Genomic DNA, 24,077 nt, shown 5'->3' with positions numbered 1-24,077 from the left:
TGCAAGCGGCTTCTAAACTCACCTGGGGATTACGACACATTGACACGCGGACAATTTGCGACATAATGCAACATGATTTCAGCCAGTACCGGCTGCTACGGAGAGAACGATGTCGGTTCGCAAGCGCAAATGGACCACAGCCAAGGGCGAGGCCAAGACAGCCTGGGTAGTGGATTACAAAGATCAGAATGGCGTTCGTGCACTCCGCACCTTCGACAAGCAGGGCGAGGCCAAAGCCTTCGAGACGACCATGCGCGGGGAGGTCCGCGACAAGAAGCATGTCGTCCGCAGCAAGTCCCTCACGGTTGCCGAGGCTGGCGACGAATGGATTAAGGCTGTCACCCAGGGGCGCGGCGACCGTGGGCCGGCGGAAGCCTCCACACTTCGTCAGTACAAGCAACACCTCAAGGACTACATCAAGCCCATGCTGGGCACCGTGAAGCTGTCGGACTTGGCCAAGCCCGATATCACCAGGTTCCGCACCGATCTGCTGGCGAAGCTGTCGCGCGCTATGGCAAAGAAGGTCTTGCAGAGCCTAAAGGGCATCCTCTCAGAAATGCAGCATCAGGATCAGGTCATGGTCAATGTTGCCGCGACCGTTCAGATAGGCACCGGCCGCCACAAGGAAGACGTGACTGTTCCGTCCATTGCGGACATCAAGGCAATTCTCGCCAAACTGGACGAGTTGGCATTGCAGCCGAACAAGCGTTGGGCAGAGGCGTGGCACAAGCGCCGGGCCTTCCTCGCCACCGCCATTCATACCGGCATGAGGGCGTCAGAGCTTCGCGGTTTGCCGTGGGCTGCGGTGGATCTCAAGGCCGGGACGATCGAGGTCCGCCAGCGCGCCGACGAGAGCGGCGACATAGGGGCGCCGAAGTCGAAGGCAGGCAGGCGCACGATCAATATTCCCGCCTCGCTGGTGGCCATCCTGCGGGCATGGAAGCTGCGGGCCGGCGGTCATGATCTGGTGTTCGCAACCACCGAGGGCACCCCGGAATCGCTCCCCAACATCTTTAATAGGGCATGGAAGCCTATCCAGATCGAGGCCGGGGTTTGCGATCCGACCGGGGAGAAGGACGAGGACGACAAGCCGATCATGGAGCCGCGCTACAACTTCCATGCCCTGCGGCACTTCCATGCGTCGATGCTGATTGCCGACAACGCCAACCCGAAAGAAATTCAAGTCGAGCTTGGCCACAGCAGCATCCAGATAACCTACGACCTGTACGGCCATCTTTTCGAGGACGAGCATGCGGGCCGGCGCCGACAGGAGCGCAGCGAGAGGCTTGCCGGGCTGCTTGGATAACGCTCCGTGCGACATGAACAGGGGTCAATTGCAACATGGCCCCTGTTTTCATTGCGTTTTCTGGCGCTCTATGCGGACTGAAAATCCGCGTGTCGGTGGTTCGAATCCGCCTCTGGGCACCATCACCTTCCTAAGGTGTTGACGCAGCTGAAAAACTAGCAAAATTATATGCTTAGGCCTACCCGGGTGCTACACACGGGTGTTACACATGGTCCTTGCTATGAGCCGTCCTGTCAAACATCGTAAAACTGGCGTTTACTGGTTTCGGAAGCGCCTACCGGCGGACATAGTCGCGCTGACAGGCCGCAAGGAAGTCAACAAAACCCTTGGCACGAAAGACCCGGAAGAGGCAAAGCGCAAATATGCAGAGGTGCTCGCGGAATTCGAAGCTGACTGCTCCCGCATTCGGCTTGGTGCCGCTCAAAGCGGGTTGAGCGAGCAACCCATCGACCAAATTGAGTCGGCCGCACGTCCCATCACCGACCGCGAGGCGCACTCCCTTGCCCAGAAGGTACACGATGAATGGCTTGCAAAATTCTATGACAACCCCAGCGAACAGTTGCACTGGCTTCCTGACTACTACGATGGCATGTGGACGGATTATCCTTTGCCTTCGACCGATCCAGTTCCGGGAGTAGAAGGGATCTCTGACCCTATCCCAGGAACGATGCCGATCGAGAACATCTTTTGGAAGTCGATGAGGGCCGGATGCATCAGCAGGGCCAAAGACATCCTTCTCGAGAATGATTTTCCGACCGATCCATGGAGCATCACGAGAACCGCGCGGGCTGTCGGCGCTGCTTTCCAAAGAGCCAGCTTGACGCTGCAAAAGCTTGAACGCGGGGAATATGAGGCAGAACCGCGGCCAGCCGGTCTAACTCAGCGTTCTGCAGAATCTCGACCAGCGGACCGTCGATTAATTAAAGCGACCAATGCAACGACGAAATCTGATTCAGCCACGCTAATGGAGTTGGTTGAAGGGTGGTGGAAAGAGAACAAGGCCGCTGGCCGAAAGCCGAGCACCTATGAGAGCTATCGGAATGCATTCGCCTATTTTGTCGATTTCCTCGGCCACAACGATGCGGCCAAAGTGACAGCGAAGGACGTGATCGCATTCAAAAATCATCGGCTGAGCACCCCGTCTCCCAAGACCGGCAAAATGGTTTCGGCCAAGACCGTCAAGGACAGCAATCTGTCGGCCCTAAAAGTTGTTTTTGATTGGGGGGTCGCAAACGGACTGGTCACGCACAATCCGGCGGCAGGCGTGACCCTGAAGGTAGGCAAGACGGCGCGGCTTAGGTCGAAGGACCTTTCAGACGAAGAAGCCAAGGCCATACTTTCTGGTGCATTAGCTCATAAACAGGGCCGTGAGAATTGGAAGACCTTCCAGGCCAAACGGTGGATTCCATGGCTGTGTGCGTTTACAGGAGCACGAGTGGGCGAACTGGCCCAACTGCGAAAGCAGGACGTGTTCCAGCGTGACGGCATTTGGATAATCCACATCACTCCCGAGGCTGGAACGGTCAAGACGAATGAAGCCCGGAATGTGCCTCTGCATCAACAAATCATCGACCTCGGGTTTCCTGCCTTTGTACAGGAATCTGGCAGTGGCCACTTGTTCCTAAATGTCGATCCGGCCGAAGACAGTCGAGGCGCGCGGCGAGGGCTAAAGAATCGCCTCGCCGAGTTCGCTCGAAGCTTCGTGCCCGACCCGAGGGTGGCTCCCAACCACGGCTGGAGACATCGCTTTAAAACAATCGGAATGGAAGCTGGTGTGCCCCCACGCGTCCTTGACGCAATTGAAGGGCAGGCACCTCGGACGGTGGCCGAGACGTACGGCGAGGTAACTCTCAAGACCATGGCGAGCGCGATTGGGAAGCTACCCCCCTATTCAATTGAGATTCCAAGCCAAAATTCGGCGTCCCAGCTTTAGAAATAAGCCGCCTTCCGCGACGCCGAAGCTCCTTCCATAACGCGCCAACTCACCCGATGGCGCAGCGCCGGAATTAGCCAATTCGCTATTTACTTTGCAGTCGCCCCTTGCGAACGGCGAAGTTACTGCCTATTTGCCGGTTTAGACGAATGGCAGCAGCCATCGGCCAGCACCGAGCGCCCCACAGGGTGTCCAAGAAGTTAACGGACTTCGCCGCACATTGTGCGGTTCAGCTGGCCAAATCACCCACAGATCAATCTGGGGTCGCTGTTGCTGGATTCGCTTTCCATCTCCATCGATCCCGCTTTCTTGCGGAGTAGAAGAATGCCTAGCGACTTAGCTGGTGCAATCTTGGACGCGGTTGCGCTGTCCAAGCAATTTGCCGTGGTGAATGCCGGAGGTGCGCAGTGAGTGCCGAAGAAAATTCACCAGAACGGAAGCCGCTCGTTGAACTCGAGCCAAAAGACAGGTGTCCACCAGTTGAAGACCTCGTGAACAACCAAGGTGCCATCAATGGCGCGGTGGACGCTCTGAGCAACAATATCGCGACTTTGGCGACGCAGTACCGCCAGCACTATCGCGCATACATCGCCGACGCCTATTTCTTGGCGTCCGTGATGCGCAAGAATCCAGACACATTGAGCGATTTCTGTCGCAGGCTTGACTGGAACAATGTGGCCGATCGACCCAAAATCGATGAGCCTGAGCGAGCTCTGGAGCACGTGCTTCGCATAGTCTGTGGCCTTGGGAGCCGAAGCGGCCGACAGAAGGCCTCAAAACTGAAGCTTGCGCTGCTTGACGCATGGGAGGCTGACGTCTCACCCGCCGAAATACCGGAGTGGCTGAAACAACAGGGCGGCGTAGAGAAGGCTTCCAATGCTAGGCGAGCACGGTTAGCCGGTATTGGCTCTCAGCCAGCCACCCCAAAAGAGCATACGGGTGACGCAATACCTCCTGACGAAGGAGGCGGTGCAATATCAACGCTCCAGATTTTGGCCAAAAAGGAGCATGTCGCAAAGATCAACAAGCTCGGGCTTTGGTCTTTCGCTACGCTCGCGATCTGGCGTTCGGACGACGATCCATCCAAATTTGAGGTTGCCCTCCTAAAAAGGGGCGGCCACCATCTTCGCTGGGTCGAGCCTGACCAACCCGTTGTAGCACGAAAAAAAGTGCAAACCCTCACCAACGTGCCGACACGCGCTCGGCACTGACACCACACATCACCATACCAACCCGTCGAATGCACGAAGCCCGTCTTATGACGCACCTGTGCATTCGACGGCACCGCACATTGAGAGCGACCATGGCTTCGAAACCAATCACGAAGTGGAAGACGTTCGTATCGGCCCACCAACAGTTCAATGAAACAGCACACAAATATGCCCAAGGAAAGCGAGGACGTGAGGGGCCGTTCGCTTTAAGCGAAGCCGTCAGGCAGGACTTTCAGGATCGCTCGTCGCTGTCGCTTAAAGCGACAAATGCGAGGGCAAGAATCGAGTTTTGCCGTGCTGCACGAAGGATCGTGAAGAGGATCGTGAGGCCGACGGCCGAAAGGCCTGCTTACTTCCTCACGCTATCGCCCACCGACTTCGTAATGCCCGCGGCGGAGGCCGAGATGTACGATTGGTCGCGCCTCCAAAAATGGGCAGAGAAGCAGCTCAAGGGATTTTGCTACTTCGGCATCGTCGATGCAGCCCCCTACGCCAACACTCACAGGGGGCGAGAGAAGGTCGTGTCGTGGCATGTCCACGCCATCGTATGGGGCGCGACCCGAGATGAGATGCAGGCGTTGAAGGCCTCGATCAACAGGTCCCACCAAGCGTTCTTGCCAAACCGCGACGCCGCACATTTCCGAGTTCGCATCAGCTGGAAGGGCCTCCGTCAGAGCCTCACATACATGTTGAAGGCTCCCCTGAAGACGTATCGGGTTTATGCCATAAAAGACTCCAACCGGCGGCCAACCGGGGACTACAGACAGAAGAAAGATTGGCATCGGCCGGGCGAAGCCGCCGCTGTCTGCCGGTTCATGCACGGGGCGGAGATCGACAAGCTGTGCGTCGCCGGACTAGGCGGTTGGGAAGTTTGGGAGCGCACTACGGCTAGAACCACTTTGACCATCGGTCAGCAAGATGTTGACCGGCTTCACGCCCTGATCCGGGCCGTTGCCCGAGACCCTATCTAACCCGACTAGACCGAGCTGCCGTCCAAGGGATACTTTTCATGTTGAAGCTTCTGCCTCCAATGAATGACACAGACGCGCAGCAGATTGCCGCGTCATTCTGGCGCGAACTTGCAATTTACGGCTCGCATGAACGCGCAGGTCCACTCCTCGAACGTCTGAACGGAATGCCCATAAATTTGTTTTGGCTCGTTTTTCAGAGCAATTGGCACACATGTGACGATCTTTGGCCTCATACCAAGGGGTACACGCAAATTCTGAACTATGCGAAAAGATGGAAAGCTCGCCCATATGATTACTTATCCACGTCGGTGCGAGCGTGGTTCGATGAGCTTCCAGATCCCATTCCAGTTTATCGCGGCTCATGCTTTCTCAAGAAGAACGGGCTTTCGTGGACGACTGACAAGAATATTGCTGAAGGGTTCGCTAGAGGTCATCGAGGGATCTCGGTTCCGCTGGCGGTAGTTGCCGAGGGGCTGATTGCGAAGAGCAAAATCTTCACCGCCATCGGCCGTAAAGAGTGCGAGATTGTTCTGAACCCCAAGAACTTGCAGTATGCAGACTTCAAACTCTACGACGTCAAAGGTTCTTGGGGGATCGATCACGACGACGCGGATTGAGGGCACTTGGTGGCGGAGACGCTGGAACCGTGGCAAGTACGCGGTAGCGTTGAGCTCTCTCCGCCTTTGCGGCCAAACGCGATTGATGATGCAGGAGGTGTGATTGCCCACATACAAGGAGATACAGGACTACGTGCGCGTAACGCGGTCATTTGTGCCAAAGACTTGCTGGATTGCGAACATCTTAGCTGAACATGGACTCACAAAACGCGTAGCAGCAAACCGGACCAATCCGGATTCGCGGATGCATCCGTGCCCTGCGGCGAAACGGGAGGCGTTGACAGCGGCCATGCAAGAGCTCGGCGCTTTGCCGTGACGCCCGGTGACTTTCCCGCCTATCAGGGGTCTCATTTGGCAGGCAGCGATATGCTACCTTCAGGCACGGTAGCGTTAGCAAGCAACGCGATTTGCTCCGCCGCGGCGTCCGTAGGCCGCTCGGCTCGGACGGCCGTTTCGAGTGCCGTGTAGTTCTGCTCCGATGGGATGCGGCGAAACGTGGCCAACGCAGCGAACGTCAAGGGATATTGAACTCTGCCGATAGCAGTTATGGTGTCGGTGCGAGAATTAATCGTGCCAACCTTATCTGTCTGAGTCTTATATTCGCTCAACTGCTTGATGAGCTCCTGACTTTTAACCATTCCTACCAAATTTTCATGCGACGACAATTGATTTAGCCAGTCATCTTGCTTGCCATAGGCCCCGGTGGCTAAGGCGTAGGCGCTGACCGCGAGGTATTTGCTCTGGCGCTCAATATATTCAACCCCATCAGCCTCCATGGCATCTCGAAACATCTTGTTAACGTCGCTGGCGGATTCCGTTTTGATGTCGCAATAACGGTCGTGGATCACGGATGCTCGGCGGTAGTTCCCTACGAACGGTGACCCAGCAAATGACCAAAGCGCTGGAGGTATCGACGCTCCATCAATTTTCGTGCCTTTGGGGACGCTCCAGACCTTCCCGGCTTTGTCGGTGAAGGACACGTCTGAGAGCAATACCATGATGCGATGTCGGTTCTGAGGATCTGTCGTCCAATGAAAGTCGAAGGACCCTTGGAACGATTGAGGCAGCGCTTGAATCGTCGAAAACAGCGTTGCAAGACAAGTCGCCAGCACGACTCTTTTGACCATTTGGCGCTCCAGAATGATAGCGGTTGAGGACAACAAACTAACCTAGGCAAGTCTGGATGAACAAGGAGTTGCTCGTCAAATCTGCCTGTCCAGCCGCTATATCTTGCAACTGATAGGAAACCCAGTCACCCTGCCGAGCCGGGCTATTATGCTGTCCTACGGACTTGCTCGGCAATCTTAGGGGGAGCAAATGAGCCTATCTGATCTGACACGGTCAGCCGTCGAACTCGCTATAGCCGAGTATGACGAGATCGGTCCCGAGCGCTTTTTGGAAAAGTATGGCTTCGCCAAGGCCCGAAAGTACTTTCTGGTCATTGGAAATCGCGAATATCACTCTAAGGCCATCGCAGGGGCAGCCCATGGTTATCTTCCCGGGCGGCATTTGCCGCTGCGCTCGATCGATTTCTCAGGCGGAGAGAACACCGTTGCGCATGTGCTGGGCAATCTCGGCTTCGTCGTGCGCTCAACAGAACCGAAGCCACGCAATCCGACTTGGACCCGTGATGAGCTGATCCTTGCACTCGATTTCTATATGGAGAACCCAGCCTCTCCACCGGGCAAGACCAGCAGCAAGATCGCCAAGCTCTCGGAAGACCTGAACAAGTTGGCAACGATCCTGGGTGTTTCGGGTGATGGGCAATTCCGCAACCCAAACGGCGTCTACATGAAGGTGATGAACTTTCGGCGTTTTGATCCTGCGTTCGCGGCCGCAGGCAAATCTGGCCTGAGCCATGGTGGACGAGAGGAAGAGCTCGTTTGGCTGGAATTCGCCCAAGCTCCCGGGCTATTGCGGGCCGTCGCGACCGCTATCCGAGCCGCCATCGTCGGGGAAACGCTGCACACGGCGCAGCCTAACCTCGACTATATAGAGGAAGCGGAAGAAGGCCGCCTGCTGACGATCCTGCACCAACGAAGAGAACGTAACAGAAAGCTGGTGGAAGCTCGCAAGCAAAAGGCTCTGGAAGAGACGCACGACCTTCGTTGCGAAGCTTGCGACCTGTCCTTCGGGGACCGGTATGGCCCGCATGGCGACGGCTTCATTGAGGTGCATCATCTTCGACCTCTCCACACGCTGCGTGAGGGCGACAAGACGGCTTTGAGCGACCTAGCATTAGTCTGCGCAAACTGCCATCGGATGATCCACCGTCGCAAACCTTGGCTGTCGCTTACGCAACTCAGGACGCTGTTAAACGAGCGATCCACGGCAAGCCGCGCTGAGACCTGTTGAACCCGAGAAAGATTGGCGAAGCGCATGTCTGGGTTCTATCGCGCAATGCAGCAGACCATTTGACCACCACCCGCCCGCCGCGCTCACTGGCTGCAAAACGAGGATGGTTCGATCGTATATGTGGCCTCTGAGATCTTCGTCAGATTCCCTGACCCCACATCGTAGAAGCGCCGGACGCACGTGTCATATTTGCCGTTGCTCGTGTCCATCCAGTCAGCCTGCAGGAGAGTGCTGTCGATGCCATAGTGAAGTTGAAGCTGGTAGTTGTCCTCGCCGCCGAGGGGGAAATCGACCAGCCTGCCATCGCGGCCATCGATGAGAAACGCGAAGATGCAAGACGTGCCACAGCCGATTTCGATCACGGAGAAATGGCCGCCGTAATTCGGACCGGACTTCATGCCGTTCCGAATCCTGGTCTTGAATTGGGCAGCAGGGCCTGCGAATTTTGGCAGGATTGGCCTGCCCTTGAGATACATTTTCGTTGGATAGTCGCCGAATTTAGGCTCTGCCGACGCCGGTGAGATGGCGAGTAGAATGGCGGCCAAAAGCGCGAAAATCAGTCTCATCATGCTGCCCAAATCCCCAATTGACCCGGCAATGCCTTCGCCAGCCAAGCCTGTCAACAGTTTCTTACACTCGGTTTTAACTGAGACCTTTCATTATCTCCTACACTTCGAATGCTTTCGAAGCACAGTCGCCAGCTGCTGCCTACAAAAAGGAAAGTTTGATCTGAACGTGCCGTCCAGTAGCTGGTCAACCATCCGGCAGCAGGTCCTTAAACGCGACGGCTATCGATGCGTCTCGTGTGGCATTGAGCTCAAATCGGCCAGCGCCGATATTCACCACCTACTCCCCCGCTCGATGGGTGGAACCGACGAATTATCGAACTTAATCACCCTCTGCGACGGCTGCCACGCGCGCCACCACCCCAACTTGGCCGGTGGCCTCGCAAGACGAGCGATTGAAAGATGGGCGGTCCGCCTTGCCAAATGGCTGGACCGTGAAGGAGTGGTGACCGAAACGGCGGGCAACTTCGGGCCCGCGTTGCGGCTGTTTGGGTTGGAGCGATTTCGCTACGGTCAGTTGCCAATCGTTTTGACAGCTCTCTCGGGGAAATCCATATTGGTCGTCAGCCCTACAGGCTCCGGCAAGACGTTGTGCTTTCAACTTCCTGCGCTGCTCAGGCGTGGGGTGGCCCTTGTTGTATCTCCGTTGAAGGCACTGATGGCAGAGCAGGTCTCGGACCTTCTGGCGAAGAAGATCCCGGCTACGTTCATCAACAGCGATCTCAGCCGCGAGGAGAAGGCCACCCGATTTTCGCTGCTTAGCCAGAGGGCCATAAAGCTGCTCTACGTCGCGCCGGAGCGCTTTTTCGTTCGTAGCGACGCCGAGCGCAACCAAATCAAGCGGAGCGAGCCGTCCTTTCTGGTCATTGACGAAGCCCATTGTGTTGACCGCTGGGGCGAAGACTTCCGTCCAGAATACGGACGGTTGCGCGAGGTCAGGGAAAAGCTCGGTGCTCCACCTGTCCTGGCTTTCACAGCCACTGCCGGAAAGGAGATGCAGGGCCGAATTCTAGCATCGCTTGGCATCCCTGACGCAAAGGTATTCGTCCGCGACGTGGACAGGCCAAACATTGCGATGTTGCGACGGCAGTGCCGGGCTGATCAGCGAGCGCAGGAAATAGCTTCCATGCTCTCACTGCCTCAGTTGAAGGGGCAGAAGGCGATGGTTTTTGTCCCTACGGTCAAAGTGGGAGACGAACTCAAGGCTGCCCTCTCGGGCTTAGGGCTGAACATCCCATTTTATCATTCCAAGCTCGGCAACGCTTGGGAGCGGCAGGAACTCGTCAAGCGGTTTTTGGGGCAGAGTCGTCCAGTAGTCGATCAAATCATTTGCACTAACGCCTTCGGCATGGGCCTCGACGTGCCGAATGTGCGGCTTGTGATACATTGGCAGCAATCAGCCTCTGTTGAGGATTTGTTGCAAGAGTTCGGTCGCGCTGGAAGAGATCGCAAGCCGTCGGCGTCGGTCATCTTCCACGATGGCCCGGGCCGGGGTGACACGGGACGGCTCAGATACATGGCCGAGCTGACTGTCTCGAACGCACCGGGCGACGACCAGCAAAGAGCGGTCATGCTGGATCAGCGGAACCGAAATATCGATCAAGTGGCGGGGATGCTTCGCTCGACCTCCTGTTTTCGAAAATCGGTCAGTGGCTACTTCGGTGACGGGGTAATCCGGCGAAGACCGAGCCTTTCGGAACGTATCCTTGATTGGGTTTTTGGAACAAGAGCACCAAAGATGCGCCGTACAGCCTGCTGCGATAGCTGCGACGCTGAATTGATCAAGAAATACGGCGCGACTGCCTATCTTGCATGGGTCGTGGGAGGCGAACTTCCGCGACGAAGCCGAAAGGTGAGCGGGGTGGCAGGGGCGTAACCGTTCACGCACACAATACAGTATTGAACAATTATATTAGTGATAGCTTAAGGACTTCTCTACAATCGGTACTTGCCCAGATTGGTGCGCTTTGCTAATGAGTCCGTGCAAACGGGGGTTTGGATAATGTCAAAGCGTAGTTTTCTGTCACCGGTGGCTTTGTCGGCCACGATGATTCTCGGCGGCCATGCGCAAGCTACAGTGCTTGTCGAATCGGCAAATCAGCCACAGACCAAGCTGGCTGAAGCTGGCACTGTTCCGGCGGACCTCGGCTATGGTGAGGTGCTCGATCGCTCCAGTGGTACGGACGTCATTTTGGCCTATCACAGCAGCCATGCGAGCCACGCTAGCCACGGGTCTCACTGCTCTAGCTATAGCTATTGCTGATGGCCGACGCTCCTCGCGATAGCGAGCTCGTCCGGACTGCCCAAGCCAAGTTTGATCTGTCTGTCTTCGGCCTCGACTGTGTTAAGCGCGCAGCGTACCGGGTAACCGGGAACGCTGCGGTTGAGATCACTATCGAAGACGGCTTCGCAGTCTGCATGATCAACTTCAGCAAGGCGCTCGGGCGAGCTTCGGCCGACGCAGCGATAGAGAGGCTGCGGCTCGAGGTCTTGGATCAAGACCTGCGAGGCACGATCGCCGCCGAAACAGCTTCAGTTAGGAACGCGATATTGGCGTTGGCCTTCTCCAGATCGGGCCTGCAGTCGGATGACTAGGTTTGCTCCGGCGAGCGACTTTCGCCGACCAGTGGATGACAGATACCAGCTGGCCTACTTCCGTTTTTCGCCACTAGACGACGAGCGGTATGTCCTGACGAACCAAGCAGGTGAATATCTGGTACTGCCGCGCGCGGTGCTGGCTTCCTTTGTCAAGCACGAACTCCCAAGCACTCACCCAGCTTACTCTCGTCTTCGCAGCCGACAGTTTCTGTTCGATGCCTCATCAAATTTGGGGCGAGACCTGCTGTCGCTGAAGGTTCGCACCAAGGCCAAGAGGCTCGAGAACTTTACCTCGCTTCACATTATGGTCGTATCGCTGCGGTGCGAGCACTCGTGCCCGTACTGTCAGGTGTCCCGTCAAAGCGAAGATCGCTCGGCCTTCGACATGTCGGAGGAGACTGCCGAGAAGGCGTTGGCCCTGATTTTTCAATCCCCCAGCCCGGCGATCAAAATCGAATTCCAAGGCGGCGAACCGCTGCTGAATTTTCCGCTGATCCAGCATGTCGTGCGCCGGGCTGAGCAGATAAATCAGGTTGCCGGGCGATCCTTGCAGTTCGTCATCACGACAAACCTCGCCGTCGTCACGGATGAAATCCTAGAGTTTTGCCGCCAGCATCGCATCCTGATTTCGACATCGCTTGATGGCCCGGCTGCGCTTCACAACGCCAATCGACCGCGCCCCGGGAAAAACAGTTATGAGTTGGCTGTCGCAGGCATTCACAAGGCGAGAAATGCCCTTGGCCATGAGCGCGTTAGTGCCTTGATGACCACCACCAAGGCCAGCCTCTCGCAAGTCCGCACGATAATCGACGAATACGTCAGCTTGGACTTCCCCGGGATATTCCTTCGACCGCTTTCTCCCTACGGTTTTGCGGTCAAGACCAAGTTTTATGCAGCCTATGACGTGGACCGCTGGCTCGATTTCTATTTCGAAGGGCTCAACTATATCCTTGACCTGAATCGGAATGGCGTTCCGTTCAAAGAGTTTTACGCGGCTACCATCCTCACGAAGATGCTGACGCCGTTTGAGCCGGGATACGTCGATCTTATGAGCCCAGCGGGCATCGGCATCTCGGCCGTTGTTTATAACTATGACGCTAGCGTGTACGCGTCCGACGAGGCGCGGATGTTAGCCGAAATGGGCGACAAGACGTTCCTGCTCGGAAATGTCCATGAAAACACCTATGCGGAAATCTTTGGAGCCGACGCTCTGTTGGATCCGATTGAGCAATCCTTCGCAGGCTCAGTCCCAATGTGCTCGGAATGCGCCTATGAACCCTTTTGTGGTTCCGATCCGGTGTTCCACACCGCAACGCATGGCGACTTCGTTGGACTCAAGACTCGTTCGGGCTTCTGCAATCGCAACATGTCGATCTTCAAGAGGCTGATCGCGCTCATGGAAAGCGATGTTGCCACGCGAGAACTATTTTTGAGCTGGGCGAACTAAGATGCTGCGTTTGAGCGGGTTCGCCGCGTCAGCCAATATCGAAGAGTCTGCCCCTCGATCGGCCCTTCGTCTGATGACTTCACCAACCTGTCCAACCCCCAATCCAGACCACGACGCTTATCTCTTCCGGGGCAACACGTCAGACCCCGGTTGCCGATGGGTCGTGACGTTTGAAGAGCATCAGGCCGTGGCTGAGAAACTGTTTTCAGACCGACGGCTTGTCGTTCTGCCTGACTACTTTTCTTACCTCGGCGAAGGGGACGTCGTCCGCTTTGCCCCGGATCGAAAGGCAGTGCGCGTCCTGTTCCGAAAAGAGGCAAACGCCAACTATTTCCTTCTGACAGAGCGGTGCAACCACCTTTGTTTGATGTGCTCCCAGCCCCCGAAGGACATTGACGATCGCTGGCTGGCAAAGGAAATCTTAGAGGTACTGCCGTTGCTGCCTGCAACGACACCGTTTCTCGGAATCACCGGCGGAGAGCCAACGCTGGTCGGCGAGGATTTCTTCGAGATTCTGTCCTGTGCTCGCGACCATCTGCCTTCCACGCCAATCCACATTCTTTCAAACGGCCGGACATTCAAGGACAGGGCCTTCGCGCAGAGATATCAAGCGATAGGCCATCGACGTCTATCGGTGGGCATTCCGATCTATTCCGCGGACCCCGAGGTCCACGACTATGTGGTGCAATCCAAAGGCGCGTTCGATGAGACTATCCGCGGGATCATGAACTTGAAGGCTGTGGGGGCTGAGGTCGAGATACGAGTCGTCGTCCACAAGCAGACCTACGACGGTCTCGCCGACCTATCTGATTTCATTTTCAGGAACCTGACCTTCGTCGATCATGTGACGTTTATGGGCCTTGAGATTACCGGATTTACAAGGGCAAATATGGATAAGCTCTGGATGGACCCGTATGACTATAGGAACGAACTCCGGGCGGCTGTGCAATATCTGGCTGCCGCTAGGATCAACGTTTCAGTGTACAATCACCAGCTTTGTCTTCTCGATGATTCAATCCATCGGTTCGCAAAACGGTCGATCAGCGACTGGAAAAATGAATACGTAGATGAGTGCAATGGGTGTGCGAAGCGCGACGGATGCGGCGGCTTCTTCTCATCCAGCAATCTTGCGCGAAGCAATCACATTCGCGCATTCTCATAGACGCCGGTAAACCATCCAGAATATAATAGGATTTCAGATGAACCGCAAAGAAATGGAAAACGTTAAGAACCTTCTTAAAACAGCGAGTATGTCTATAGCCCAGCTCGCAAGCAGCCTTGATCATTATGTACAAGACGATGACGACCCAGCTAGCAAGAAATTGTTTGAGGATCAGGTTCGCGAAGCAGAAAAGCTCAGTGGCGACATAGATGACATAATTCTCAAGCTAGCTCTTGGGACAAACCCTTTTTGACACAAACAGCATCACACATTGACAAAGATGAGCTGAGCTCCTTGGGTCCATGCCTCGAGAGCGACAACCGCTGCCATCCCGTCAAGTTCGCTGCTCGCGCGCTCCATGAGAGACTCTATCCGCCCAACCTGTAGAGCTCCGGGACCGCGCCTTGGTCTCTTCCGGCTGTAAAGCCTTTCGATCTGTTCTCCCATGGTGCGATTTTCCTTTTGAAGGTTCTCTCGAACCGACGTCGCCATTTGCTCGGGGGCATACTCTCGGACATTGCGTGGATCAGAGCATACGTAGCGCCGAGTCATGTCATAGGCGATCCGGTGTAAGCCGGTGGCACCGGCGAGCTCAACGAGTATCTCGGAGGGCTTCACCAGCAGCGATCGACCAAGGACGTTTCCAGATTGAAATGCGGCCTCATAGGCCTGCCACGTCGCAAACCGCGGAGCCGAATAGAAGACCTGCGCTCCACTGTTTTCAAACTCGATCAGTCTTTGGAATTGATGTCCTCCGATATCAATGCGGAACTGCCAGAATGGATGGTCGAGGCTTGGAACGGTTGCCTCGTTGGCGGTGCGGCGGAAGCGCTTCAGTTCCTGACCAAGTTTAAATTGCGCCAATAAGATTCCACCGGGCGAGCCGAACGCCACATCAAAACCGAGTTCCTCTTCGTGAATTAGACTTGGAAGGAAAGGAGTTGCGACGCAACCAAACGACTGAAGAAGCGCTTCAATCTCACGCGTGACTCCATATCCATATGAGAATTCCGAAAGGCGCTCGTGCAGGTTAATGACCATTCGATATCCAAATGCTTGCAAACAAGGGCCTCAAGCAGCGACAGGCTCTCCGCTCATCTGCCGAGTTCAATCCAGCACACGCACTCAGCATCGACGAGGGTTCGGATAGAGTTCACAGCTTAAGTCGGCGCAGTCGAGAATGCGCGAACCGGGCCGCTGGTTTTACTATAAGTATAAATGAGAGCCTCCGAAGTAGCTTGCTTCCTTCTATGACCGCAGCTAGCGGCGGTCCGACCTTGGAGTAGAAATCGACGAAGGCCTTTCCCCATCTCCTTTTTAGTATCCATTCGTCCCGAAATCGCCGAAGCAACAGAACCTGTGGGTGCTGGGGATCACCCATGGTGGCTGTGACCACGAAGCAAGCTTCAGCCTGCTTTTTTTCTATCGACGGGGGTGAATATGAACCATCCATGGAGCGGATCGCCGCCGCCGCCTGATTCATCCTTTCCCTTAGCAATCGCTCATAGGTTTCCGAGATACCTAGTGCCATGGGCATATTGTTGTTGAATTTATTACGAAAGCTGTAGCCCTCGATATTATCTTTGCAGAGATGGACGATGTTTTCGAGCGTGGTCCGATCGCTAGGAGACCATGCCCTTACATTGTCCAGGGCGTCAATCATCTGCGAGACTTGGACGAGATAGCTCTCCCACGTATTGTCCAACGAAGCGTATTCCATCATGTGTTCCCGGGCCACGCGGTACAAAGCCACCACCATTCTGTTGACTTCTCCAACGACCTCATTTGTGATCGAAGGTCGTGCGCCCTCAGTGGCCGTCGCTATCGCGTGATTGAAGGCGATCAGCGCCTCGGGCAGGCGCAGATTTGCAAGCGACGATTGCCACCCGGCAGCCTTTCCCTTGCCGAGCCACGCCTCGGATATCGTGGGATCGATCTCTAAAACCCTGTTATAGTATGTGAGAGCTTCTTGCTGATTGCCACCCGCAGTGGCAGTCCGCGCCATACCTAGCAAGTTGGCGACACCGTTGTCTTCATGACTCATCGAGCCACCCCCCATTTGGCTTGCCGCTACCAGCCCGCCCAAGCTAGCCGCTACATTGAACAAACAGAACGCTTGCTACAAGCCAGTCGCGTTCGATAGAAGACCGATTTCCGCCCAAGAACGAACTCAGCTACGAAGTCCCTCACAGCACTTCAGGGTATACCCCGGCGTGACGTAACGCAGTCGAAGCCAGTGGGCGTAACATCTGGGTTGACATCGACTATTTGTGACAGGGTAGCGTCAGGCCTAAACCTTGAGGTGACAGGCTATGGCTCGCATCGGATACGCTCGCGTCAGCACAATTGATCAAGACCTAGACACACAACTGGCGAAGCTGAAAGCCGAGGGGTGCGAGGTTATTCGCTCAGAAAAGATCTCGGGCGGCAGCCGCAATGGCCGGGCCGAGCTGGCGACCGTATTGGACTTCCTCCGTTCGGGCGACGAGCTAGTGGTAACCCGCCTTGACCGGCTCGGCCGCGACACGCGTGACGTTCTCAACCTGATCTACGAATGCGAGCGGAAGGGCGCATTCGTCACAGTGCTCGACCCGCACGTTTCAACGCGGGGCGAGATGAGTCACATCGTGTTGACTGTGCTCGGCATGGTCGCTCAAATGGAGCGACGGTTCATCAAAGAGCGACAGCGCGAGGGCATCCAGCGGGCCAAACGCGACGGTGCCTACAAGGGCGGTAAACAGCGGTTTGATCGGAACCGAATTAGGGCCTTGTGGGGTGAAGGTCATGGCCCCGCTGGCATCGCAAAACTGATCGGCTGCTCGAGAATGCAGGTCTATCGTATTCTAAATGAATAGTCGGCCGATGAGTCTTCGGAGGATCGGCCTCGGCCGAAACTGAAAGGTCTGGCTAGTACGTCTCGCGACCTGTCCTGACAAGCATGGCGCCGCCGCTGAAAGCGCTCGCCGCGAGTGTCAGCGCAACCGCCTTTTGGCTAACGGGGGATTCTTCGTCGCTCGACCAGTAAGCAATGTGTTCGCAGACTGCGCTGGTGGCTGTTAGACCTCCCAGTCTTTCATAAACAAAGGTGACGCCCCTCCGAATTCCAAGCTCGCTGACCTGTATGGTATCTGCCGGTAGAATCGGGCTCGTCAGTGAGATAAAAGCCGAAAAATCGTTCCTTCAACTAGGTATATGGCAGCAGACATTATCGGCAGGTTCCGCATTCACCGTTGTGGAGGATATGGTACCTAGAATTCCGATGGTAGTCAGGATGATTCGTAGCAATCTCATGACTTCGTCTCTTTCTTGTTGCATCCAGTTGATTCTTTAGACAGACTCTCTTGTAGCCTATCGCTTAACTCCTTATTTTCAGGCAGTTTGAGGATGTGCTTTTCCCAACCATATTCTTCGACCTTATTTGATCCCGGATCGTCAAGCGTTTCGTCACCGAGAATGACTTGCCTCAAGTGTGGGTCAAGGCAAATCGACGATCTGAATTCGTCGACAGCTTGGTCAATCCAGCCGTCCTCTTTGCTTTCTACGAAATAGAGTCCGCGCATAAGTGCCGTTCGGGAGCGCAAATCGGGCCTAGTTGCTTTCAACAGAACACTATCCCCGAAAATACGATCTTTGGCAAGTTTGAAGTCACCCATCGCCAGCGCATTTTTGGCGAAGTTAAATAAGTCCATTTTGTCAGGAGGAGCGCAGTCTACGACATTTTTTAATGTATCAACAGCTCCTTTGTAATCGTTGGTGCTGCCCAGCGCGGCCCCCAAGTTACCCAGTACCCCTCTTTTTGGGGGCGAACAGTTTTCCGCATCTACAAGCAAGCGATTACTCGCCTCCCTAAAATTCGAGACGGCACTGGGAAAGTCATTGCGGTAAAAACTTGCGATGCCCATGTAACTGTAGCCGGTATAATCATCTGGGTAGCTCGCGATCAACGTCTCCGCGCTTTTACTAATGATATCGGGGTTCTCTTGCTCGATACCCGCCTTTGCGTCCAGAACAAGCCTCTGCTTATTGACCTCGTCTATGGAAACTCCCGTGCTCTGCAAGAGCGAGTTTATGTATTTGGCGTTGTTGTTGAGCACCGCTTTGGTCACATGGACAATGACTTTGGTGTCGTCCCCTCCCGATAAGTTGTCATATGCATCTAGCGCATACTGATTGATACTGAGCGCTTCCTCGAAGCGCTTTTCTTTCACCAGCTTCGGAACGAACGATGCCATTCTAACTGGCTCTTCGTCGTGATCTGTGAGGGTCTGCGAAACCGTTCGAATATCCAGCGGTTTGAAGCTGTTCGGTCGAGCACCATTCTGAACTCTATCCAGTATGTCAGCCAGCGCAGCAACCAAGTCTGGCTCGAGACCATACGGGCTGAGCTGGATTTCACCATCCTTACGATAATAGAGCCATCGATTGGCTACAAACCAGCTGTTTAACGCTTGCAGATCGGCATCCGATAAGCTCTCGCCGTTTGCTCGAAGCCATCGCGAAGCAGCGCCACAAAGCGCCATAGTCTTGAAGGCTTGCTGCTGCGTTGAGGGATTAAGCGCATTGCAATTCGCCTGGATTACACTTGATACGCTGTCTTTAGTCACCTGAGCGCGAACGAAGTCGACTTCTACTTCCTGCTTAGCAAACGCTGAAATCAAAAAGATTGGGAAAGAACTCTCAGTGCTATCGTTCCAGCGAACGTAGACGGCATAGGGCTGACCATTCAGTTCGCCGGGTTCGACACTCGCTGGCTTCAAGTCAGCTGCAACCTGCTTAGAAAGCACAATGCTCGTGAAGCCGCGGGAAACTCCAACTTCGGTTGCATCCGATGCAGGAGAGGCCGAAAAATTCACAATTATATGTGTGTCTGGTGCACCGGCATCTGTGTCAGCAGCCCGCGAAGGGTCGCTGCAGAGTAGGAAACAAAAAGCGGCGTAGGCAGCGATCTTTTTCATTGTGCTCTCTCTAGCAGGGATCAATGGCCGCTATCATTGGCGACAGACTTTAACCCCACTAGCATCATTACATAAGAGGAGAGGCTTGTCGCGGTTTCCACAAAAAAGCTTGAGATGGATGGGGTTCCCGTCGCATTGGCCGCAGAACCGATTTGGTCGACCTTCAAATCGAACATCAAAGCGTTGGACACACAAGCAAGCACTCCTGCAAGCGGTATTATGAACAAGGCCGCTCCCCACCGCGAGATATTCAGGGAACGGTAGTTCACAGCTGTAATTGCAGTTGCTACTGGGAGTATCAAGTTCTTAATTGATCCAGTGTAGCGAGCTGGATCCGCCGCAACTGTTTGCATCATCTTTACTAGATCTGAGCTCAGCTTTCCGTCAGCTTTGTACCAATATATGTCTGCTACACCCCTGAAAGTTATCCACAATATTGGAAAACAGTAAAAAGCAAGTAGCACGATCAATAATACCATCTGCTGTTGTAACTGGTCTGGTATTAAGATCTTCGGAGATGAGGTCGCGGGCGGATCATTATTATCGGGCTCAAACGTTGGCACCTCTCTATCTCCCTATCACTATTTAGCCGAGGAGCCCGGCCGTCAAACCTTTGTCGAGCTTGGCTTGGACCTTCGATGCTGCCTCCCCCTTTGTCACAACGCCATCGCTATTCACATCTAGTCCCGAGTTCTGCGAATAAGCCTTCGTGCCAGCGGAAAACAGGACATTGGCTTCCGGCTTTCCAATCGCGGCTGGATATAGAATAGACATGTACATATCCGACAGACTGTTGAAGCGCCCTGCGTAAGGGGCAAGGTATTTTTCGACATAACCCAGTTGTTGCACCTGAGACATCTGTGCCAGAGCTTCCAACGATGTCCCCAATCCCTCCGCAGTTAGCCTCATAAACTGAATCAGTCCTGTAGCACCGCTTGACGGGTTTCTCTTATCTGGCGCGAAAGTTTCACCCGTTTCAAAGGCCATCGCAGCCATCAGATGGCTGGGATCGCACAAGACGCGCTTTGACAGAGCAATCACTGCCTGCTTGAACTCGGGAGTCACGACACGGCCCCAAGCGATCTGATCAAGCAAGGTTGGCGAGCCATTTATAGTCCCGGAGGGGCCAACGGAAGGCATTTGATTGCTTGCTACTCCGGATCCATCGGACGCTGGCTTGGACACTGACAATCCAATCCTGCATTGCATAATGGCGAAGAGAGTTTCACCGCTAAAAGAGGTCGGAGGCATGAAGCCGCTTGCTGCACGTGCCACCGGCCTCTTCGTTACCGAGTTGCCAACGTTTCCGCCGATCACCCAAACCTTGTCAGCTTCAACCGCCACCACGATGTCGCAATGACCGCGATAGTTCCCCGATGCTTGGCTGTCATAATCGATATCCGATTGACGTGCCCAGCAAATAAGATCTCCTACTACTGGCTTGTATTCATTCAGCCTATACGCCCAAAACCCAGCGTCGGAGCCGCTCAACCTGTCCCGTATAGCCTGATAGATATAAACTGAGTGTAGGGTGGAGTACCTGAACCGGCTCGCCGCTCCGGACTTCCTCATCACCCAAGAGATGAAAGCTGCGGACCAAGCCATATCGGTGTTTGTTCCATCGACACCAGTCGTGCCGGTCCCTTCGAGAAAATACTTCCCGATCCGTTCGGCAAAGCCGGGCTCCAGCTCCTTGTGCCCTACAACGACGGCGTTTCCCGCCAAATCATATTCCTGGCGACCAAAAAATTCCCATTCTCCGGTGCAAACTTGCACTACTCCGCTAGCGAAATCAGCGGTGGCCGCAGGCGGTGGCCCAGATGCAGAAGGTTGAGCAGGTGCGGTGTCGGCCGCTGGTTGCGAATTGGTGGCCGCTGAGGCCTGTTGTTCCGGGTAAGTCGCAACGAGCGTGAATTTTCCGGACGCGCCGGGAATAATCGAGACACTAGCGCCCCCGCCCTCGAAAATGATTTTCATCTGCTGAGCGTCGGCATCACTCAAGTTTGTTACAACTACTGGGGGCGCCATGTCGAAACTCCTCAAGGAATCAAGCCTATGTCACGGGCAAGTTCGGCAGCTAACTCGCTATACCGCGGATCGCTGACGATCACTGCCAGTTTTACCTTGACATCCGGGTGCGACTTCAGAGCGATTAGCAGCTTTTTCTCTAATTCCGTGTTGTATTTTCCTCCCGGCGCCAATGCGTTTCGAAGCAGTACCTGCGCTGGCGCTTTCGAGATCTGATAGACAATGGCTTCTTGCTTATCATCCTGCGCACTCTGCTCCGCTGCACTGATCGTCGCCTGAGCCTTCAGCAATGCACCGGGAATAGTTCCCGCCCTGTAATATTCCTCTAGATCTGAAAGCGCCAAGGCCATCGGATATGAGGCGTCACTGTCGCCTAAGCGACGAATGATGTTTGACCAAGCGATTGCGCGATTCGCCCTCATTTGGGTTTGAAGGAGCTGTATCGTACTCTTCTGAAGAACTTCATCACTGTATGCGGACTTCGCGCCCGTGAGACCGGCCGCCGCAGCGGACAAGATGTTCTTTGTACCAACTGGCGCTACTAGCGACGCGGCCGAGTTCAGGGCAATATTTGCATCTGCAGATAACACTCCGACGGATTGCTGCTCTCTAGTAAGAGAGGCTTCGTAATTAGAATATGCTATGTCGATGGCATACTTCCTAGCAGTGATATAGTTGTTACGATATGATATTCTTTCCTCGGGAGCTAGCCTGTAATACCTATTGAAATCGGGGAGTCCTACTTGATGTCTTAGATTGGCGTCCTCTTCCGCTGAGGTGAAGAGCCTATCCGGGCCTTGCTGAAGTGACGGCGTGCAGGACGATTGGCTGTACACAAGAGGTGCTAGCCACAGAGTGCGTATGCAGGCTCGCCAAAGTAGACGCCACGACACCAACATGCTTGATCGACCCCTCGACCATCTGATTCGATCCACAAATTGCGTTTTGTCAATAGCCGTAACTTCCGTTGCTCCTCGGCGCCCGTGCCAGGAATAATGGAAATTGCGAAGGGTCGTTGCCAATGTCGACGAGAAAGCCGCTGGAAGTATAAATTATTGCTGTATTTTTTCGCCTTTTGCTCGTTCACTTCACAAATACGTTACAGACTCGGAGCCGTAGTTGCCTCTCCGACCTCTGCTTGACAGGGCTCGTATTGCCCCTCGCGGGTGCAGCAAAATTGATGCTTGTCCCGCGTAACCCTGTGATCCTGGCGTTTCCACCCCGTTCGCGAGATGGATCAAATCGTGCCGACCGTGCGGGGAATGCGCGCAAAAAATGGAGCGCCGGTGCGTCAAGGAACGGAAGCGGGAGCAGGCCGTCGTGATGGCGTCGACAAAGTTGGTAAGCAGCGGCTTAATCGGGACCAGATTCTTCAGTTGAACGCAGACGGAAAGGAACCTGCGGAAGTCGCGAGGGCCTAGGTTGCTCAAGATGCAAATTTCTCGGATTCTCAGAGGCGGCCAAGCTCTTGCTGGCGCTTAGCGGCCAACGTATTGGTACGAGACCTCTAATAATAGTGTTTCCGAATGGATACCGAAACGGCCGCCATTTCTGCTTTCAGCAACGATCAGTGGCTTCATGCCGTGACCGCTGTAAACGCATGGCGTGGACGTTGCCTCGATTTATTTGCGCGCAGCGAGGCGGCCGTGAGCGAGACACTTCTCGTGATGGCGAACACGTCGAGGGGGGGCGCTGTAGCGAAGCTACCTCATCTAGTCGGACATCGTTTCGAGGAATTGGCGACTTTGATTGGGCCGACTGGGGCTTTTGCTTCGGAAGGTAAGGCATCCGCAGCAGCACTGTTGGCCTTCCGTCCGCATGAGAGCTTGCGCGCTTCGCTGGCCCACGGCGTCGGTAAAGTTGTGCTCGACCAACAAGGGAACTGGTTGGTAGTGCTGCGGACGCTTGCTTTCCGATCAAAGCAGCCGCAACGCTCAGTCCTTGTCATTGAACAGAGCGAGGCTGAAGAAATAGTCAAGTCGCACCAAACCACTGGGCGACGGCTCGTTTCGGAATTGGGAAACCTGCGACACGCCCTAGGCTCGACGTGAATGTACGACAAGTTTGGCTTCCGAATCGGCTCCAAACGCTCGATGGCGGCAAGTCTGTACGAGCGCGGTGCAACACAGGCCGACTTAGTCGCAGCGACTGGAACGACGCAATACAACATGCTGAAAGATGCCGAGCGGCGCGGGCATCGGGTTCTCGTCAAGGGCGATCGATATTGGCTTGTCGCGGTCGAGGATAATGTAGCCGCAAAAGGCTCCGGCAAGATCGGCGCTGCCCTCCCGCTGAAGAAGCAGGCCACCAGCCCACGGCCCGTTGTAAACCAGAAAAGGCTGAGGGTCGAAGGCGCGCCGGTTGCAGCTGTCCCCGCCATCCTGAGTGTTATCAGATGGCACGGCAAGGAATCGCCGGAGGATATCGTCGCGCGGAAGGCTGGGGACATTGCCAAAACCGGGCGGACACTTTGGGTTATCCAGTCGTGGAAGGCGAAGACTGACGCAGTGCAGGCATTTGGCAGAGCATATCCTGGAGCCTTAGTCTATTTCATCGAAGGCGGCGCGATCCCGGCTGGGTTTTCTCAGGTCGCGGTGCAAATGTCTGAAGACAGGCAGATTTGGGGACCGCTGCCGAAGGGTATCGGAAAGGTGACGGGTAAGCTCGCCGGAGCGACGGCCCTTGTGCTCGACCGGCTTGCACCATGCGACGGGACCATTATCGACCTATGGCAATTTGTCGAGCATCCTCGCAACGATCCACTAAGGTTCATGCAGGGTGCTTCGACGGCCTGCGTGATCCCTGCAACGGGCACGGTTGCGGGAATGAAATCCCGATATCGTCGCGTCGTGGCGATAGGCCGGTTGGCCGGACCGTACGCAGCTTATCTTCGTTAAACTGCCTCGCTTTGTGGCCGTGGGCGGTAGC

Annotated in this window: 21 protein-coding genes and 1 tRNA gene; 14 read left to right on the top strand and 8 right to left on the bottom strand. The window is 55.1% G+C overall.

Going from position 1 to position 24,077, the window contains the following annotated elements:
- Positions 1–109 precede the first annotated feature (109 nt).
- The 6 genes from EN869_RS25435 to EN869_RS25415 all read left to right on the top strand — a co-directional run bounded on the left by EN869_RS25435 (position 110) and on the right by EN869_RS25415 (position 6,038).
- Positions 110–1,306 carry a site-specific integrase gene (locus EN869_RS25435; protein ID WP_128334412.1) on the top strand — a complete coding sequence of 399 codons (1,197 nt, stop codon included), beginning with the start codon at positions 110–112 and terminating at the stop codon, positions 1,304–1,306.
- Between the two features lie 13 nt (positions 1,307–1,319).
- Positions 1,320–1,428: transfer RNA gene (locus tag EN869_RS34225), tRNA-OTHER, on the top strand.
- Positions 1,429–1,514: 86 nt separating this feature from the next.
- The gene (locus EN869_RS25430) at positions 1,515–3,239 is read left to right on the top strand and encodes a DUF6538 domain-containing protein (RefSeq protein WP_127230028.1); all 1,725 of its coding nucleotides are present in this window, start codon (positions 1,515–1,517) and stop codon (positions 3,237–3,239) included.
- Between the two features lie 407 nt (positions 3,240–3,646).
- Positions 3,647–4,450 carry a hypothetical protein gene (locus EN869_RS25425; protein WP_127230027.1) on the top strand — a complete coding sequence of 268 codons (804 nt, stop codon included), beginning with the start codon at positions 3,647–3,649 and terminating at the stop codon, positions 4,448–4,450.
- Between the two features lie 92 nt (positions 4,451–4,542).
- Positions 4,543–5,421, top strand: a complete 879-nt coding sequence (locus tag EN869_RS25420; RefSeq protein ID WP_127230026.1) for a hypothetical protein — start codon at positions 4,543–4,545, stop codon at positions 5,419–5,421.
- Positions 5,422–5,459: 38 nt separating this feature from the next.
- On the top strand, positions 5,460–6,038 hold the full coding sequence (locus EN869_RS25415) for a hypothetical protein (RefSeq protein ID WP_127230025.1): 579 nt from the start codon (positions 5,460–5,462) through the stop codon (positions 6,036–6,038).
- 347 nt (positions 6,039–6,385) lie between these two features.
- Here the strand turns inward: EN869_RS25415 and EN869_RS25405 are convergent, their stop codons facing one another.
- Positions 6,386–7,165 carry a DUF1353 domain-containing protein gene (locus tag EN869_RS25405; RefSeq protein ID WP_127230023.1) on the bottom strand — a complete coding sequence of 260 codons (780 nt, stop codon included), beginning with the start codon at positions 7,163–7,165 and terminating at the stop codon, positions 6,386–6,388.
- 190 nt (positions 7,166–7,355) lie between these two features.
- Here EN869_RS25405 and EN869_RS25400 point away from each other — a divergent pair, with 190 nt between their 5' ends.
- Positions 7,356–8,393, top strand: coding sequence for an HNH endonuclease (locus EN869_RS25400; RefSeq protein WP_210213859.1), 1,038 nt, complete (start codon positions 7,356–7,358; stop codon positions 8,391–8,393).
- A gap of 83 nt (positions 8,394–8,476) precedes the next feature.
- On the opposite strand, the gene EN869_RS25395 is transcribed toward EN869_RS25400, so the two are convergent.
- The gene (locus EN869_RS25395) at positions 8,477–8,962 is read right to left on the bottom strand and encodes a hypothetical protein (protein WP_127230022.1); all 486 of its coding nucleotides are present in this window, start codon (positions 8,960–8,962) and stop codon (positions 8,477–8,479) included.
- On the opposite strand from EN869_RS25395, the gene EN869_RS25390 reads away from it, so the two are divergent.
- The 4 genes from EN869_RS25390 (at position 8,928) to EN869_RS25375 (ending at position 14,419) form a co-directional block, all read left to right on the top strand.
- Positions 8,928–10,835, top strand: a complete 1,908-nt coding sequence (locus EN869_RS25390) for a RecQ family ATP-dependent DNA helicase (protein ID WP_245489616.1) — start codon at positions 8,928–8,930, stop codon at positions 10,833–10,835. The genes EN869_RS25395 and EN869_RS25390 overlap by 35 nt on opposite strands.
- A gap of 750 nt (positions 10,836–11,585) precedes the next feature.
- The gene (gene hxsB, locus EN869_RS25385) at positions 11,586–13,004 is read left to right on the top strand and encodes a His-Xaa-Ser system radical SAM maturase HxsB (protein ID WP_210213858.1); all 1,419 of its coding nucleotides are present in this window, start codon (positions 11,586–11,588) and stop codon (positions 13,002–13,004) included.
- Position 13,005: 1 nt separating this feature from the next.
- Entirely contained in the window at positions 13,006–14,166 is a 1,161-nt protein-coding gene (gene hxsC, locus EN869_RS25380) for a His-Xaa-Ser system radical SAM maturase HxsC (RefSeq protein ID WP_127230019.1), read from the top strand.
- A 37-nt stretch (positions 14,167–14,203) separates the two neighbouring features.
- Positions 14,204–14,419 carry a hypothetical protein gene (locus EN869_RS25375; protein WP_127230018.1) on the top strand — a complete coding sequence of 72 codons (216 nt, stop codon included), beginning with the start codon at positions 14,204–14,206 and terminating at the stop codon, positions 14,417–14,419.
- 11 nt (positions 14,420–14,430) lie between these two features.
- Here EN869_RS25375 and EN869_RS25370 read toward each other — a convergent pair whose 3' ends face one another.
- Positions 14,431–15,207: a hypothetical protein gene (locus EN869_RS25370; protein WP_127230017.1), complete on the bottom strand. Its 777-nt coding sequence runs from the start codon at positions 15,205–15,207 to the stop codon at positions 14,431–14,433.
- 112 nt (positions 15,208–15,319) lie between these two features.
- Positions 15,320–16,210, bottom strand: coding sequence for a CFI-box-CTERM domain-containing protein (locus EN869_RS25365; RefSeq protein ID WP_127230016.1), 891 nt, complete (start codon positions 16,208–16,210; stop codon positions 15,320–15,322).
- Between the two features lie 268 nt (positions 16,211–16,478).
- On the opposite strand from EN869_RS25365, the gene EN869_RS25360 reads away from it, so the two are divergent.
- A complete protein-coding gene (locus EN869_RS25360) occupies positions 16,479–17,021 on the top strand; it encodes a recombinase family protein (RefSeq protein ID WP_127230015.1) in 543 nt (180 codons plus the stop codon).
- Positions 17,022–17,453: 432 nt separating this feature from the next.
- Here EN869_RS25360 and EN869_RS25355 read toward each other — a convergent pair whose 3' ends face one another.
- The 4 genes from EN869_RS25355 to EN869_RS25340 are packed head-to-tail and all read right to left on the bottom strand — an operon-like array spanning position 17,454 to position 21,739.
- On the bottom strand, positions 17,454–19,121 hold the full coding sequence (locus EN869_RS25355; protein WP_127230014.1) for a hypothetical protein: 1,668 nt from the start codon (positions 19,119–19,121) through the stop codon (positions 17,454–17,456).
- A gap of 20 nt (positions 19,122–19,141) precedes the next feature.
- Positions 19,142–19,684, bottom strand: coding sequence for a hypothetical protein (locus EN869_RS25350; RefSeq protein ID WP_127230013.1), 543 nt, complete (start codon positions 19,682–19,684; stop codon positions 19,142–19,144).
- 22 nt (positions 19,685–19,706) lie between these two features.
- Complete coding sequence (locus tag EN869_RS25345; RefSeq protein ID WP_127230012.1) at positions 19,707–21,149, bottom strand: DUF2272 domain-containing protein; 1,443 nt, start codon at positions 21,147–21,149, stop codon at positions 19,707–19,709.
- An 11-nt stretch (positions 21,150–21,160) separates the two neighbouring features.
- Positions 21,161–21,739 (bottom strand): hypothetical protein, encoded by a 579-nt coding sequence (locus EN869_RS25340; protein WP_127230011.1) that lies wholly within the window; start codon positions 21,737–21,739, stop codon positions 21,161–21,163.
- Positions 21,740–22,675: 936 nt separating this feature from the next.
- On the opposite strand from EN869_RS25340, the gene EN869_RS25335 reads away from it, so the two are divergent.
- Positions 22,676–23,200 carry a hypothetical protein gene (locus EN869_RS25335; RefSeq protein WP_127230010.1) on the top strand — a complete coding sequence of 175 codons (525 nt, stop codon included), beginning with the start codon at positions 22,676–22,678 and terminating at the stop codon, positions 23,198–23,200.
- The gene (locus EN869_RS25330; RefSeq protein WP_127230009.1) at positions 23,201–24,046 is read left to right on the top strand and encodes a hypothetical protein; all 846 of its coding nucleotides are present in this window, start codon (positions 23,201–23,203) and stop codon (positions 24,044–24,046) included.
- The last annotated feature ends 31 nt before the right edge of the window (positions 24,047–24,077 follow it).

It is taken from the genome of Mesorhizobium sp. M2D.F.Ca.ET.226.01.1.1 (assembly GCF_004022705.2).
GTDB lineage: Bacteria > Pseudomonadota > Alphaproteobacteria > Rhizobiales > Rhizobiaceae > Mesorhizobium.
This window is presented reverse-complemented; position numbering and strand designations above follow the sequence as displayed.